The 14445-nt window shown below is 61.5% G+C and carries 15 protein-coding genes and 1 tRNA gene; 9 read left to right on the forward strand and 7 right to left on the reverse strand.

Annotated features, from left to right (window positions below):
- The first annotated feature begins 23 nt into the window (after window positions 1-23).
- The 5 genes from radC to ABWW33_RS19265 all read left to right on the forward strand — a co-directional run bounded on the left by radC (window position 24) and on the right by ABWW33_RS19265 (window position 2596).
- The gene (radC, locus tag ABWW33_RS19245; RefSeq protein ID WP_353403267.1) at window positions 24-698 is read left to right on the forward strand and encodes a RadC family protein; all 675 of its coding nucleotides are present in this window, start codon (window positions 24-26) and stop codon (window positions 696-698) included.
- Window positions 699-871: 173 nt separating this feature from the next.
- Entirely contained in the window at window positions 872-1108 is a 237-nt protein-coding gene (gene rpmB, locus ABWW33_RS19250; RefSeq protein ID WP_008451488.1) for a 50S ribosomal protein L28, read from the forward strand.
- A 13-nt stretch (window positions 1109-1121) separates the two neighbouring features.
- The gene (rpmG, locus tag ABWW33_RS19255; RefSeq protein ID WP_008451489.1) at window positions 1122-1289 is read left to right on the forward strand and encodes a 50S ribosomal protein L33; all 168 of its coding nucleotides are present in this window, start codon (window positions 1122-1124) and stop codon (window positions 1287-1289) included.
- 129 nt (window positions 1290-1418) lie between these two features.
- On the forward strand, window positions 1419-1733 hold the full coding sequence (locus tag ABWW33_RS19260) for a transposase (RefSeq protein WP_353403268.1): 315 nt from the start codon (window positions 1419-1421) through the stop codon (window positions 1731-1733).
- Window positions 1730-2596: an IS3 family transposase gene (locus tag ABWW33_RS19265; protein WP_353403269.1), complete on the forward strand. Its 867-nt coding sequence runs from the start codon at window positions 1730-1732 to the stop codon at window positions 2594-2596. The genes ABWW33_RS19260 and ABWW33_RS19265 overlap by 4 nt, the downstream gene beginning before the upstream one ends.
- Window positions 2597-2707: 111 nt before the next feature.
- Here ABWW33_RS19265 and ABWW33_RS19270 read toward each other — a convergent pair whose 3' ends face one another.
- The 6 genes from ABWW33_RS19270 to ABWW33_RS19295 all read right to left on the reverse strand — a co-directional run bounded on the left by ABWW33_RS19270 (window position 2708) and on the right by ABWW33_RS19295 (window position 8529).
- Window positions 2708-3211, reverse strand: a complete 504-nt coding sequence (locus ABWW33_RS19270) for a hypothetical protein (RefSeq protein ID WP_353403270.1) — start codon at window positions 3209-3211, stop codon at window positions 2708-2710.
- A gap of 72 nt (window positions 3212-3283) precedes the next feature.
- Window positions 3284-4486: a DesA family fatty acid desaturase gene (locus ABWW33_RS19275; protein ID WP_353403271.1), complete on the reverse strand. Its 1203-nt coding sequence runs from the start codon at window positions 4484-4486 to the stop codon at window positions 3284-3286.
- Window positions 4487-4636: 150 nt separating this feature from the next.
- Window positions 4637-5974: a mechanosensitive ion channel family protein gene (locus tag ABWW33_RS19280; protein WP_353403272.1), complete on the reverse strand. Its 1338-nt coding sequence runs from the start codon at window positions 5972-5974 to the stop codon at window positions 4637-4639.
- A 98-nt stretch (window positions 5975-6072) separates the two neighbouring features.
- Window positions 6073-7377, reverse strand: a complete 1305-nt coding sequence (locus ABWW33_RS19285) for an RsmB/NOP family class I SAM-dependent RNA methyltransferase (RefSeq protein WP_176652837.1) — start codon at window positions 7375-7377, stop codon at window positions 6073-6075.
- A gap of 18 nt (window positions 7378-7395) precedes the next feature.
- Window positions 7396-8007, reverse strand: coding sequence for a phosphoribosylglycinamide formyltransferase (gene purN, locus ABWW33_RS19290; protein WP_176652836.1), 612 nt, complete (start codon window positions 8005-8007; stop codon window positions 7396-7398).
- Between the two features lie 123 nt (window positions 8008-8130).
- The gene (locus ABWW33_RS19295) at window positions 8131-8529 is read right to left on the reverse strand and encodes a barstar family protein (RefSeq protein ID WP_176652835.1); all 399 of its coding nucleotides are present in this window, start codon (window positions 8527-8529) and stop codon (window positions 8131-8133) included.
- Between the two features lie 436 nt (window positions 8530-8965).
- Between ABWW33_RS19295 and ABWW33_RS19300 the strand changes: the two genes are divergently transcribed.
- The 4 genes from ABWW33_RS19300 (at window position 8966) to ABWW33_RS19315 (ending at window position 12380) form a co-directional block, all read left to right on the forward strand.
- Window positions 8966-9484: a glycine zipper 2TM domain-containing protein gene (locus ABWW33_RS19300; protein ID WP_353403273.1), complete on the forward strand. Its 519-nt coding sequence runs from the start codon at window positions 8966-8968 to the stop codon at window positions 9482-9484.
- 118 nt (window positions 9485-9602) lie between these two features.
- Window positions 9603-10391 carry a spermine/spermidine synthase domain-containing protein gene (locus ABWW33_RS19305; protein WP_176652833.1) on the forward strand — a complete coding sequence of 263 codons (789 nt, stop codon included), beginning with the start codon at window positions 9603-9605 and terminating at the stop codon, window positions 10389-10391.
- A 24-nt stretch (window positions 10392-10415) separates the two neighbouring features.
- Window positions 10416-12221, forward strand: coding sequence for a type IV pilus assembly ATPase TfpB (gene tfpB / locus ABWW33_RS19310; protein ID WP_353403274.1), 1806 nt, complete (start codon window positions 10416-10418; stop codon window positions 12219-12221).
- Window positions 12222-12304: 83 nt separating this feature from the next.
- Window positions 12305-12380, forward strand: a tRNA-Lys gene (locus ABWW33_RS19315).
- 14 nt (window positions 12381-12394) lie between these two features.
- Here the strand turns inward: ABWW33_RS19315 and ABWW33_RS19320 are convergent.
- Window positions 12395-14431 (reverse strand): methyl-accepting chemotaxis protein, encoded by a 2037-nt coding sequence (locus ABWW33_RS19320; RefSeq protein ID WP_353403275.1) that lies wholly within the window; start codon window positions 14429-14431, stop codon window positions 12395-12397.
- Window positions 14432-14445: the final 14 nt, after the last annotated feature.

The following is a 14445-nucleotide window of genomic DNA, read 5'->3' on the forward strand; positions in this document are numbered from 1 at the left end:
TACACCGACATACGGAGAGATCGATGCCCATCAACGACTGGCCGCTGGAGCGCCGCCCGCGCGAGCGCCTGATACGGGACGGCGCGCCGGCGCTGTCGGACGCCGAATTGCTGGCGGTGTTCCTGCGCGTCGGCGTGCGCGGCAAGGACGCCGTACAGCTGGCGCAGGACATGGTGCACCATTTCGGTTCGCTGCAGGGGCTGTTCGGCGCCAGCCTGGCGGAGTTTTCCGCGATCAACGGGCTGGGCCCGGCCAAGTTCGCCCAGCTGCAGGCGGTGATGGAGCTGGCGCGGCGGGCGATCCTGGAGGAAATGAAGTCCGGCCAAACCCTGGGCTCGCCGCACGCGGTGAAGGATTACCTGCGCATCATCTTCCATGGCAAGACCTTCGAAGCCTTCTACGTGCTGTTCCTCGATGTGAAAAACCGCCTGATCGCGTCCCGGGAAATGTTTCGCGGCACCTTGACCCATACCAGCGTGTACCCGCGCGAGGTGGTCAAGGCGGCGCTGGACTGCAACGCCGCCAGCGTCATGCTGGCGCACAACCACCCGTCGGGCACGCCCGATCCCAGCGAGTCGGACCTGGTGCTGACAAGGGCGCTGGTGCAAGCCCTGGCGCTGGTAGACATCCGCATCCTCGACCATTTCGTGGTTGCCGGCCACCGGGTCCACTCGTTTGCCGAGCATGGACAGCTGTGAGTTTACCCCTGTCGGCTCAAGGGTTTACCGAGTGTAAACACCCGGAATTCACAATTGTTAAATTTATTTAGATTTCTAAGACACAATTGTTTTTCACAAGTCATTGAAAAAGCTGAGTTTTTTGGATATACTCTTGTTTTTCCAATTGTGGAATGTCTTTTAAGGAGTGCGTTATGGCACGTGTTTGCCAAGTTACTGGGAAGAAGCCGATGGTCGGCAACAATGTTTCCCACGCAAACAACAAAACCAAACGTCGTTTCCTGCCTAACCTGCAGAACCGTCGTATTTTTGTTGAATCTGAAAACCGCTGGGTCTCCCTGCGTCTGTCCAACGCTGGTCTGCGCGTAATCGACAAAGTCGGCATCGATGCCGTACTGGCCGACATGCGCGCCCGTGGCGAAAAAGTCTAATTAGGGAGCTACCATGGCAAAAACTGGCCGCGACAAAATCAAACTGGAATCGACCGCAGGTACGGGTTTCTTCTACACCACCACCAAGAACAAGCGTACGACCCCTGCGAAAATGGAGATCATGAAGTTCGATCCTAAAGCTCGCAAGCACGTCATGTTCAAAGAAACCAAGATCAAGTAATCCGGTCTTCGTTCTCAAAAAAAGCCGCTCAGCTCACGCTCAGCGGCTTTTTTTATCCGGGGTCAGATTGAGGAACCCCGGGTTTCATGGACACTCTAACAGAGGTCAGCATGCCTCGGGAGGATAGCCATGGAGAACGAAACAGCCAGACTGCGCACAGTGTTCTCGGATGAGTTTAAGCGGCAGGCGGTCGTTAGGTTGCGGCAACGAGAGCAAACTGCGACCGACCTGGCACTGGAACTAGGTATTCGCCGTAACCTGCTCTACAAATGGGCCAGGAAATTTGATCAGCTGGTTCCGGATGAGAAATTCCGAATCCCGGGGCGTCCACGCTTGGACGAGGAGGATGAAGTGACGCAACTGCGGCGCCGGTTGGCTAAGGCCGAGGAAGAACTGGACATCCTAAAAAAGTTCGATGCGTACTTAACTCGCCTAGCGAAGTGAAGTACGCCTATATCGACCGCTACCGCCGCGAGTTTGCCGTCAAGTCATTGTGCCGGGCGCTAGACATCAGTCGTAGCCGTTATTACGCCTACAAGGCGGCGCCACAGAGCTTGCATAGCTTGGAAGATATGGCCTTGCGGCAGGAGATTGTTCGCGTGCACACGGAACACCGCTGGATTCCGGGTTCAGTCAAGACCTGGCGCCTGCTTAATGGGCAAGGCGTTCGTTGCGGCAAACACCGCATTGCCCGGTTGCGTAAGCTCGACGGGGTGAAATCCAACCGCAGCCGTCGTGCTCACTCCAAACAAGCCAAGGACTGCTCGCAGCCACCGGCCCCCAATCTGGTGCAGCGTCGCTTTCAGGTTGGGCTGCCGAACCAGGTCTGGGTTGGTGACATGACGATGATACGCACCAAAGAGGGATTCCTGCATCTGGCGGTAGTCTTAGATCTGTTTGCGCGTCGGGTAGTGGGCTGGTCGATGCATGATGCCCCGGTCGTCGCGTTGCCGACCGCAGCACTTCAGATGGCTATTGATCAAAGAAAACCTGCACCGGGCCTCATCTTCCACAGTGACCAAGGCAGCGCCTATGGATCGCACGACTATCGAGAGTTGATGGGGCGACATGGCTTGCAGGCCAGCATGAGCCGCAAAGGAAACTGTCACGACAATGCCGTGGCCGAGAGTTTCTTTTCAAGCTTGAAGAATGAACTGATACACGACCGGATCTTTCCGACTCGCGCTGAGGCGGCAGCGGTCGTCAACGACTACATTGCGGTGTACTACAATCAAATGCGTCTGCACCAAACCTTAAGGTACCAGACACCGGTAAAAGTCGAGGCACAATTCTGTGTGCCTATTTAACTGTCCGGGAAATCCGGCATACCTCAGATCCGACATTCGGACACGAGCTCTGCTGTAGCGGCTGCTACAGCAGAGCTCGTGTCCGAATGTCGGATCTGACCCCGGATTTGCTTACAGGCAGCCTTCGATGTACTGCACTTCCTTCCAGGCGCCGGCGTAGATGGCGCCGACCTTGCCTTTGCTGGTGTCGAAGCGGATCGCGTACTGGCCGCCGCCTGCCTTGATGGTCAGCGTCTGTTCGCTGTCGTCGTAGGCTTGCGGCGTCGTCACCACCGCTTCGCCGTAGCCGCGCCGGATCTTCTCGACCGGGTCGCCCAGGCCGATGCCGCGTTCGGACTGGATGCCCTCTTCCATCACGTCGACCCGCTTCAGCACGTCGTCGACAAACATCAGCAGCAGGCCCGGCTGGTGGGCTGGCTCCAGCTGAAAGCAGTTGGCGTTGCCGCGCAGCTCTTTCGGCGTGCGCTCCATATGCTCGCCCAGCACCTTGTTGACGGTGTCGAAACGCATGCCGATCCTCAGCGGGCCGGCGCCGTCGAAACGCACGGTCCAGCCGGCGGCATGGGCACCGCACAACGGCAATGCCAGCGCCAAGGCCATCAAATGAGCTTTCATAAGGTTCCCGGAAATGAAAAACGGCCCCGGAGGTTCACCACCCCGGGGCCGTTTTATTGTATCAATACTTGCTTAAGCGTAGCTACGCAGGCGCAGCGAGAAGTCCTGCAGCGACTTGATGCCCGACGCTTCCGCGCGGTTGCACCAGTCCTGCAGCTTGTGCAGCAGCTGGTCGCGGGTGAAGTGCGAACGCTCCCAGATCACGCCCAGCTCCACGCGCATATTGTGCATGGTTTCCAGCGCCTTGCTGTGCTGGAACAGCTCAACCAGTTGCTGTTGCTGCGGCGCTTCCAGCTTGCCCGGCTCGCGCTGCAGCAGCTTGCGCGACGATTTCAGGAAGCGCGATTCCAGCTGGGCCTTGTCCTTCAGGTGTTCCAGCTCTTCTTTCCAGGCATGCTTGACCGATTTGGCGTACTTGGCCATCACGTCGTAGCGGTTGGCGATCACCGACTGCAGCGTGTCAAAGTCGGCTTCCACCTTGTCTTTGGCGAACTTCGGCGCCGGCGCGCGCTTCTTGACCTTGGCCAGGCCCAGCATTTCCAGGCCGCGGATGTAGCCCCAGCCGATATCGAACTCGTACCATTTCGACGACAGCTTGGCCGAGGTGGCGAAGGTGTGATGATTGTTGTGCAGTTCTTCGCCGCCGATCAGCAGGCCGAACGGAATGATGTTGGTCGCCGCGTCCGCGCAGTCGTAGTTGCGGTAGCCCCAGTAGTGGCCGATGCCGTTGATGATGCCGGCGGCCGTCACCGGGATCCACATCATCTGCACCGCCCACACGGTGATGCCGATGACACCGAACAGCATGAAGTTGACCACCAGCAGCGCCGCCACACCCTGCCAGCTGAAGCGGGTGTACACATTGCGCTCAATCCAGTCGTCAGGCGTGCCATGGCCATACTTTTCCATGGTTTCCAGGTTTTTCGACTCGGCGCGGTACAGCTCGGCGCCTTCCCAGAACACTTTCTTGATACCGCGGGTCACCGGGCTGTGCGGATCTTCCTCGGTGTCGCACTTGGCATGGTGCTTGCGGTGGATCGAGGCCCATTCCTTGGTCACCTGGCCGGTGGTCAGCCACAGCCAGAAGCGGAAGAAGTGGCTGGGGATGGCGTGCAGCTCCAGCGCACGGTGCGCCTGGTGGCGGTGCAGGTAAATCGTCACACTGGCGATGGTGATGTGGGTGACGGCCAGCGTATAGAAAAACACTTGCCATGCGGTGAGTCGGGTGACGCCGTTAGACAAAAAATCCACTACTGCATTTAAACTAAAAGTCATTACTACTCCAAAGAGGGCGTGTCTCGCGTCGCGGTGGTTCCATCAATGTTGCGCTTTTGACAGGCGCAGGAAGTCCGTCGCTGTTACTTTTGGACGTTATTGTACGCTGATTTGGGGGTGATTTGCGGAAGGATTTCCTCCGGTTACCGCCTATTCCTTCGGCACGGCCGTGCTTTCCTGCGGTAACAATTGCTCCGGCACGGGACCGAGGATGCGCATTTCCCTCTGCGGGAACGGCACCGAGATGTCGTTGGCCTTGAGCGCGCGCCAGATCGCCCGGTTGACGTCCGAGATCACGCCGCCGCGGCCGTTGTGCGGATCATTGATCCAGAAATTGACCTGCAGGTCCAGCCCGTCCGCGCCAAAGCTCAGCAGCTGCGCCGACGGCAGCTTGTCTTCCTTCAGCACCCGCTCCACCGTCAGCGCGGCTTCTTCCAGCAGCTTGAGCACCATGTCGACGTCGGTGTCGTAGGCCACCGACACCTTGGTCGAGATGTTCAGCATGCTGCTCGACAGCGACGAGTTCTGCACCGCGCCCGACACCAGCATCTCGTTCGGCACGATCGATTCCATGCCGTCCAGCCCTTGCAGCACGGTGTAACGGGTATTGATCTGCGTCACACGGCCGCTGTACTTGTCGACGGTGATCATGTCGCCGATGGTCAGGCTGCGGTCCAACAGGATGACGAAACCGGACACGTAGTTGCTGGCGATTTTCTGCAAGCCCAGACCCAGGCCGACGCCCAGCGCGCCGCCGAACACCGACAGCACGGTCAGGTCGATGCCCACCAGCGACAGGCTCATCAGCACGGCCACCAGGATCAGCACCGCGCGCGCCGTGCGCGACACCACCACCCGCAGGTTGGTGTGCATGCCCTGCACCTTCATCAGCTGCTCTTCCAGCGCGGCGCCGGCCCACAGCGCCAGCATCAGCAGCACGATCACCGAAATGGTCGCCTGCAGGATGTCGGCGATCGACACCTTGTATTTACCGATGGGGAGGATGGTGCCGTCGAGGTACTCGAACACGTCGACCCACAAGCCGGTGATGTAGAGCACGAACGCCAGCCACACCAGCAGCTGGAACACCTTCTCGAAGGCCAGCATGGTGGCGCTGACCTGGCCATGGCGCGCGAACACGCGGCGCAGCAGGTAGAAGGTGAAGCGTATCACCGCCAGCGAGCCGAAGATGGGCAGCGCCACCTTGATCAGGTTGACGTGGAAGTGGTACTTGACCAGCACCACGCGCGCCAGCGCCAGCAGGCCGACCACGGCCAGCGGCGCCATCACGCGGCCGAAGCTCTCGACGCCGAAACGCATCATGGTGCCGTGCGTGTCCTGGCGGCCGAAGCGTTTCTTCAGCAGCCGCGCCAGCCCGAAACCCAGCACCACGGCGGCGACGATGGCGCCAAGCTGCCACAGCAGGCTGGGATCGTTGATATCGCCGGTGAGGTCGTCGATCAGGTTGAGCAGTGGCTGTTGATTCATCGTAGGGACGGGCTGAGTGGCTGAGATGCGTAGATTAGCGTAAAAAAGGCCGGTAGGTGGAGACACCAGCCGGCCGTTGCGATGCGTTCAGGGAAGGATTATTCCTCGACGGCTTCGTCCTCGTCCTTGACGACGACCTTCTTGGCCATCGGCTTGCGCTCGAACACGGCGGCGAAGAAGCCGTCGGTCTGGTGCTTGTGCGGCAGCAGTTTCAGGTAGTCGCCCATGTCCAGCTCGATCTTCTGCTCGGCCAGCACCTTGTTCATCGGCACCAGCTCGAAGTCCGCATGGGTTTCCAGGAACTGCTTGGCGATGAATTCGTTCTCGTCGTCCAGGAAGCTGCAGGTGGCGTACACCAGACGGCCGCCGCCCTTCAGCAAACGGGCGGCGCCGGCCAGGATCGCGGCCTGCTTGACCTGCAGCTCGCCGATCGCGCTTGGCTGCTGGCGCCACTTGACGTCCGGATTGCGGCGCAGGGTGCCCAGGCCCGAGCATGGCGCGTCGACCAGCACGCGGTCGATCTTGCCGGCCAGGCGCTTGATCTTGGCGTCGCGCTCGTGCGCGATCTGCACCGGATGCACATTGGACAGGCCGCTGCGCGCCAGGCGCGGCTTGAGCTTGGCCAGGCGCTTCTCGGACACGTCGAACGCGTACAGGCGGCCGGTGTTGCGCATGGTCGCGCCCAGCGCCAGCGTCTTGCCGCCGGCGCCGGCGCAGAAGTCCACCACCATCTCGCCGCGCTTGGCGCCGACGATGGCCGACAGGATCTGGCTGCCCTCGTCCTGTACCTCGATATGGCCTTCCTTGAACAGCGGCAGGTTTTGCAGCGCCGGCTTTTGCAGCACGCGCAGGCCCAGCGGCGCGAACGGCGTCGGCGTGCTGCGGATAGGCGCTTCGGCCAGCTTGGCGGCCACTTCGTCGCGGGTCGCCTTCATCGCGTTGACGCGCAGGTCCAGCGGCGCCGGCGCGTTCATGCCATCGGCCAGCAGCAGGGTCTCTTCCTCGCCCATCTGCTCGACCAGCTTGTCGAACAGCCACTTCGGCATGTTCGAGCGGCTCGACTTGTGCATCACCTTGCGGTCGATCTGCAGGATGCGCTCGACCCACGTCACTTCCTCCTCGGTCAGGCCGCCCAGCGCCTCGACGCCGACCGCGTCCGCCATGCCCAGCAGGGTCAGGCGGCGCATGGTGGCGCCGCCGCCCGCTTCGGAGAAATCGGTATAAAACGATTTGCTGCGCAATACGTTGTAGATGCACTCGGCGATGGCGCCGCGTTCGCGGCCGCCCAAGCGCGGGTGGTCTTTAAAATAGCGCGACAGGGTGGTATCGGCAGGCGCGGCAAAGCGCAAAATCTCGCGCAACACTTCTTCGGCGTTGGCGAGTATCGCTGGTGGCAATCTCATGAAAATCCTTGGTTAGTTTTACTGTGTGTGGTCCACGTGGACCTCGCCCTGCGCTATCGTCAACCTGCCCTCGACAAACCAGCGGATCGCGCGCGGGTAGATGACGTGCTCCTGCTGCAGCACGCGGGCGGACAAGGTTTCGACCGTATCGTCGGGCAGCACGGGCACGGCGGCTTGCACCACCATCGGCCCGTGATCGAGTTCGGCCGTCACGAAATGCACCGTCGCACCATGCTCCTTGACGCCGGCGGCCAGCGCCTGCGCGTGTGTCGCCAGGCCGGGGAACAGCGGCAGCAGCGATGGATGGATGTTGAGCATGCGGCCGGCATAGTGCGCGACAAACTGCTCCGTCAAAATCCGCATGAAACCTGCCAGCACCACCAGATCGGGCTGGAAGCCGTCGATCACGGTTTGCAGGGCGGCGTCGAAATCGGCGCGGCTGGCATAGTCTTTATTGGCAACAATAGCCGTCTCGATTCCGTGTTCAGCAGCGAAAGCCAGGCCCGGAGCGTCGGCGCGGTTGCTGATGATGGCGGCAATACGGGCCGGCCACTGCTCAGCTTGCGCCGCGCGGACTACCGCTTCCATGTTACTGCCACGACCGGAAATAAGAATGACGATGTTTTTCATAGGCCGACATTGTACCTTGTTCATGCGGGCGGGACTACAAATGAACAAGGATTGTTGCAATGCAGCAGGACGCCGTGGGCCGCACCGGACCCGCTTCCACGCAGACGCGGGAAGGCCTCCGGCTTACTCGAAGGAGTAAAACACCCGGAACGGAACTTTCTTGTCGGCCCAGTAGTCGGCAGCGTCGCGGAAGACGTCCAGCAAGGTTTCCCTTGCTTCCTTGTCAAATTTTTGAGTATTCGGCAATTGCTCGAGCACCACCAGGAAACCTTCCTGGGGGCCGGCGTTGGCCATGGTTTCGGTCAAGGTTGTCCGCAACCCATCGAAATTCTTGCCTATACCCTTGGGAAACAGGAACGATTCCGCAATGATGCCCAGGACCTGCTGCTTGGTCGCGCCGGCGATGCAGTGCGCGTACAGGAAGTGCTGCCCCAGGCGGGCCGCTTCCTCCTGCAGCTCGGCCACGCGGAAGGCGCGGATCGACTGCACGAGGTTGGGCGGCACGGTCATTAGCAAACTCATGGTTCCCTCAATTTGACCTGGCATGTACGGTGTGTCCACTTTACTGTCGAGAGTGCCTATCTTGTGAATTAATGAATAAATAATTTGAGCACCTGTCCACTTAACACGGCAAACTGGTCTGCGTCGGCCGTGGCTGATTCAACGTGTTTCTCGAATCCCATACGCATATTAGGGTAACGTGTTGTTCCTTCCAGATCAACACGAATGTGATGCCTCACGCAATATTTGTTAAAAACAGAACATTTTGTAAGTGTTTTAGGGGCTAAATCGGCACAGTTCGCTCTGCAAAGGCGGCGACGGGTCGTCGTGTCCGCTGTTACAATTTGTTGCCACAGATACCTGTTCAGGGCTGGTTAAGGGCTCTTGGCGGGATTACCATACTAAGCATGCAATATCAGAATCCCTGATAAGACATCCAACTGAAACGAGGTCTCAAATGAACTTGCAAGCCAAACTGATCGCATCCGTACTTTGCGTAGGCTCCCTGCCTTTCGCCGCTCAAGCAGCCGATTTTGAAGATTTCGGCCGCGTGGTTCGCGTCACCCCGCAAGTGGAACAGATCAACCGTCCGCGCCAGGAGTGCCGCACCGAAGTCGTCCAGGTCCAGCAGCCGGCGCCGCAGCGCGGCGTGGGCGGCGCCATCATCGGCGGCCTGATCGGCGGCCTGGCCGGTAACCAGGTCGGCGGCGGCACCGGCCGCTCGGTCGCCACCGCTGCCGGCGCCATCGCCGGCGCGGTCGCAGGCGACCGCATCGACAATGCCAACACCCCGAACGGCGGCGGCGTGCAGGAACAGCAAGTGAAGCAGTGCCGCACCGTCGATCACTGGGAATCGCGCACCTCCGGCTATGAAGTCACCTACGACTACCGCGGCCGCAACTACACCAGCGTGATGTCCTACGATCCGGGCGAGCGCGTGCGCCTGCGCGTGGTCGTCGAGCCGATGCAGCGTTAATCCGCTTCAGCCCTCCCCCAGCAATGCCGGTCCCGCGACCGGCATTGTTGTTTTCCGGCTTGCCTTAGAGTAAGGCAACGCGGGATAATGGCCGTTCACCTCCTGTTTTACCTTCCCCATGCTGATCAAACGAAAATCCATCGAACAAGAAGAATCCTCCCGCCCGGCCCGCAAGCCCAAGTACGCGCCGGTGACGTTGTCGGAGCAGGACGGCGTGCGCTATCTGCATTTCGGCACGGAGTGGGTGCAGGGCGCGATGCGCATCCGCAAGCCGAACTGGCCGGAGCTGGAATACGCGCAGCAGATGATGACGTGGATGCTGTGGCGGCAAAAGCCGGCCCACATCGCCCAACTGGGGCTGGGCACGGCCACGCTGACCAAGTACTGCTACGTCACCTTCCCCGAGGCCGCCGTGACGGCGGTGGAGCTGAACCCGTCGGTGATCGCCATCTGCGAGTCGATGTTCAAGCTGCCGCCGAACGACGCCCGTTTGCGCGTGGTGGAAATGGACGCGCTCGATTTCGTCAATGATGAAGCCAACGCCGGCACGCTGGACGTGCTGCAGGTCGACCTGTACGACGCCACCGCGCGCGGCCCGGTGCTCGACAGCGCCGAGTTCTACCAGTCCTGCAACGCCTGCCTGACCGACGACGGCATCATGACGGTGAACCTGTTCGGCGACCATCCCAGCTATGCGCGCAACATCAAGGCCATCAAGTTCGCTTTCGAGCAAGTCATTTGCCTGCCGCAGGTACATGATGGTAACGTGGTCGCGATCGCCTTCCGGCGCAAGCGCGCGATCGACCTGGAGGCACTGGCCGGGCGCGCCGCGCAGATCGTCGCCGAGACCAAGCTGCCGGCCAAGAGCTGGGTGAAGGGTATAACAGCGGGTATCACGTCGCTGTAACGACTTTTGAAAGTGGCCTCCACGATGTCCGCAACGTCCGCACAACCTACGCCGAAACCAGCGCCGCTGGATCTGCAGCAGATCTACACCTGGCTGCTGGCCGACGGCATGATACGCAAGGCCGAAGTCAAGGAGCTGTACGCGCAAAGCCAGGGCATCCTGAAGAACACCGTGGGCCACATGCATCCGCTGTGCGCGGTCGCGCATGCCAAGCTGCTGTCGGCGCAGCCGCCGCACCGGCTGCTGACCCTGGACGCGCTGTGCGAATGGCTGGCGGCGCGTTCCGGCCTGGCCTTCACCCGCATCGACCCGCTGAAGATCGATTTCACCCGCGTGGCCGACGTGATGTCGGCCAACTACGCGGCGCGCTTCAACATCCTGCCGCTGGAAATCAGCGGCGACACGCTGGTGGTGGCCACCGCCGATCCGTACGCGGTGGAATGGGAGGCGGAGATCGCCAAGATCTCGCGCCGCACGATACGCCGCGTGATCGCCAACCCGCTCGACATCGCGCAATACATCACGCAGTTCTTCAGCCTGGCCAAGTCGATCAAGAAGGCCAACAAGTCCAACAGCAACGACCTCGCGCTGCGCAACAACTTCGAGCAGCTGGTCGAGATGGGCAAGACCAACAAGCAGGTCGACGCCAACGACCAGCACGTGATCAACATCGTCGACTGGCTGTGGCAGTACGCGTTCGAGCAGCGCGCCTCCGACATCCACCTCGAACCCAAGCGCGACATGGCGGCGATCCGCTTCCGCATCGACGGCGTGCTGCACCAGGTGTACCAGGTGCCGGCGGTGGTGATGATCGCGATGACCGCGCGCATCAAACTGCTGGGCCGCATGGACGTGATCGAGAAGCGCCGCCCGCAGGACGGCCGCATCAAGACCCGCACCGCCGGCGGCCAGGAAATCGAGCTGCGCCTGTCGACCCTGCCGACCGCCTTCGGCGAAAAGCTGGTGATGCGCATCTTCGATCCGGACGTGGTGGTCAAGACGCTGCCGGAGCTGGGCTTCCCCACCGACGACGCCGAGCGCTGGGACGCGCTGACCAGCCGTCCGCACGGCATCATCCTGGTGACCGGGCCGACCGGCTCCGGCAAGACCACCACCTTGTACACCACGCTGAAGGCGCTGGCCACGTCGGAGGTCAACGTCTGCACGGTGGAAGACCCGATCGAGATGGTGGAGCCGGCCTTCAACCAGATGCAGGTGCAGCCGGGCATCGAGCTGTCGTTTGCCGACGGCGTGCGCGCGCTGATGCGGCAGGACCCGGACATCATCATGGTCGGCGAGATCCGCGACCTGGCCACCGCCGAGATGGCGATCCAGGCCGCGTTGACCGGCCATCTGGTGCTGTCGACCCTGCACACCAACGACGCGCCGTCGGCCGTGATGCGCTTGCTGGAGCTGGGCGTGCCCTACTACCTGCTGGAGGCGACGCTGATCGGCATCATGGCGCAGCGCCTGGTGCGCACCTTGTGCACCGAGTGCAAGAAGGACGACGGCGAGCTGAGCGACGATATCTGGCACAGCCTGGGCGGCGCCTGGAATCTGCCCAAGCCGGACAAGATCTACCGCGCGGTGGGCTGTCCCGAATGCCGGCAGACCGGCTACCGCGGCCGCACCGGCATCTACGAGCTGCTGACGGTGACCGAGGGTTTCAGCGACATGGTGCGCGAGGAAACCGACATCCAGGCGCTGCGCCGCCAGAGCGCGGCAGACGGCATGAAGCCGCTGCGCATCGCCGGCGCGATGAAGATCCAGGAAGGCGTGACCACGGCCGACGAGGTGCTGAAGGTGACGGCGGCGCTGGGGATGAAATAAAAACAACGCCGGGAAAGGCTAAATTGTTTTCACAAAACCCTTTGCAGTTTCCGGCGTGGTGTATATAATACGGCCTCTTTCGGGGGTCGTTAGCTCAGCTGGTAGAGCAGCGGACTTTTAATCCGTTGGTCGCAGGTTCGAATCCCGCACGGCCTACCACCGAATTCGCAGGACTAAATCAAGGAGTTACGAGCAATCGTGACTCTTTTTTTTATGTCCGCTCCAATCTTGTTGCCGGCGGGCGCCAGGCGCGCGGCAGTCTTGCGCTTGGCCGGCTCATCGGCAAGAACAAACACGCTCATCGAATTCTGCAGCGTCTGCGCCTGTTCCTGAAGGCTGGCCGAGGCCGCCGCCGTCTGCTCGACCAGCGCCGCGTTTTGCTGGGTCATGTCGTCCATCTGGGTAATCGCCTGGTTGACCTGCTCGATGCCGGCGCCCTGCTGGCCCGACGCGACCGCGATTTCCGACATGATGTCGGTAATCTTCCTGACGCTGCTGACGATTTCCCCCATCGCCAGGCCCGCCTCGTCGGCCAGGCGGTTGCCCACTTCCACCTTTTCGACGCTGGTGCCGATCAGCTCCTTGATTTCCTTGGCCGCGCCGGCCGAGCGCTGGGCCAGATTGCGCACCTCGCTGGCGACGACCGCGAAGCCGCGGCCCTGCTCGCCGGCGCGCGCCGCTTCCACCGCCGCGTTCAGGGCCAGGATATTGGTCTGGAAAGCGATGCCGTCGATGACGCCGATAATGTCGACGATCTTGCGCGAGCTGTCGTTGATTTCACCCATGGTCTGCACCACCTGGGTGACCACCGAGCCGCCCTTGGTCGCCACGCTGGACGCGTTGATCACCAGCGCATTGGCCTGGCGCGCGTTGTCCGCGTTCTGCCTGACGGTGGAGGTCAGCTCCTCCATCGACGAGGCGGTTTCCTCCAGGTTGGAGGCCTGCGATTCGAGCCGCGCCGAGACATCGGCGTTGCCGCTGGCGATATCGCGCGTGGCCGCGCTGATGTTGTCGATGCCTGTGCGCACCCCGTTGACCAGGTCGCGCAGGCTGTCGTTCATTTCCTTCAGCGCGCGCAGCATTTGTCCGATTTCATTGGGCACCCCGACATCGAAATCATTGACCAGATTGCCGCGCGCGACGTTTTGCGCCACTTCGATGGCATTGTGCAGCGGAACGGTCACCGAGCGCGAAATGAGCATCGAGATATAGCAGGCCAGCGCCAGCAACCCGGCCATCGCCGCCAGCATGGTCCAGCGCGTCTTGTAGAACGCGGAGATTTTATCGGACAGGATGGTATCGAGCTCCTTGCTGGCCGCGGCGTTCAGCTTGAACTGCAGGTCGATCGCCTGGGTCGACAGGGCCACGTATTCCTCGGGCGAGTAGGTCAGCGTGTCGGCCTGGATAATTTGCGCCAGCGCCAGTGCGGTAATCTTGCTGGCCGCCTGCGCCGCCTCCTGCATGGCCGGCCCCAGCTTGGCCTGGAACTCGGGATTGGCCGAACCGGCTTTGTTGAACGCGGTCAGGGTCTGGTCGAGCCGGTCGCTGACGCGGGCCACGATGGACGACAGTTGCAGGCGGTCGTCGGCGGTGATGTCCTTCTTGGTCAGCAGGCCGGCGCCTTTGGCGCGGGTCTTGCCCAACTCCTCGCTGAGGTAGGGCAGCTGGTAGAACATCGCCTGGATCAGCTGGTACGTATCCCGGTCGGGGTCGAGGCTCAGGCCGTAGTAGTCGCCGAGCAGGTCATTTACCTTGAGCAGCTTCGGTACCAGCGCGGTGTGCGCGGCATAGCTTTGCGGCACGGATATGCGTTTGCCGCTGACGTTACCTCGCAACGTCTCCCAATCGCGCCGGGCTGTTTCCCAGGCGGCGTCAAGATCCTTGTTGTGCAGGTTCTGGACGATGGCGTCGACCTCGGCGTACGCCGCGTCGGCCTCCTTCTGCTTGGCTTCGCGCTTGTCCTGCGCGGCGCTGACGCCGCCGAGTACCAGCGCCGCCAGGCCGCGGTGCTGCTGTGTCAGTTGGACCACTCTCAGGCCCGTCAGCACGGCCGGCAGGCCCTGCTGCTCATCGAGATAGGCATCAAGCCCTTTGGCCGCCTCGCGCATGTACAGATAGGTTGGGATGACAGCGATGACCACCGCGATCAAGCTCAGGATCAAAAACTTGTGCCATAACTTCATGGGCGAACGCGCTGAATAGGTATCCATGCCAGTCCCCTCGT

The sequence above is a fragment of the Duganella hordei genome (assembly GCF_040369125.1).
GTDB lineage: Bacteria > Pseudomonadota > Gammaproteobacteria > Burkholderiales > Burkholderiaceae_D > Rugamonas > Rugamonas hordei.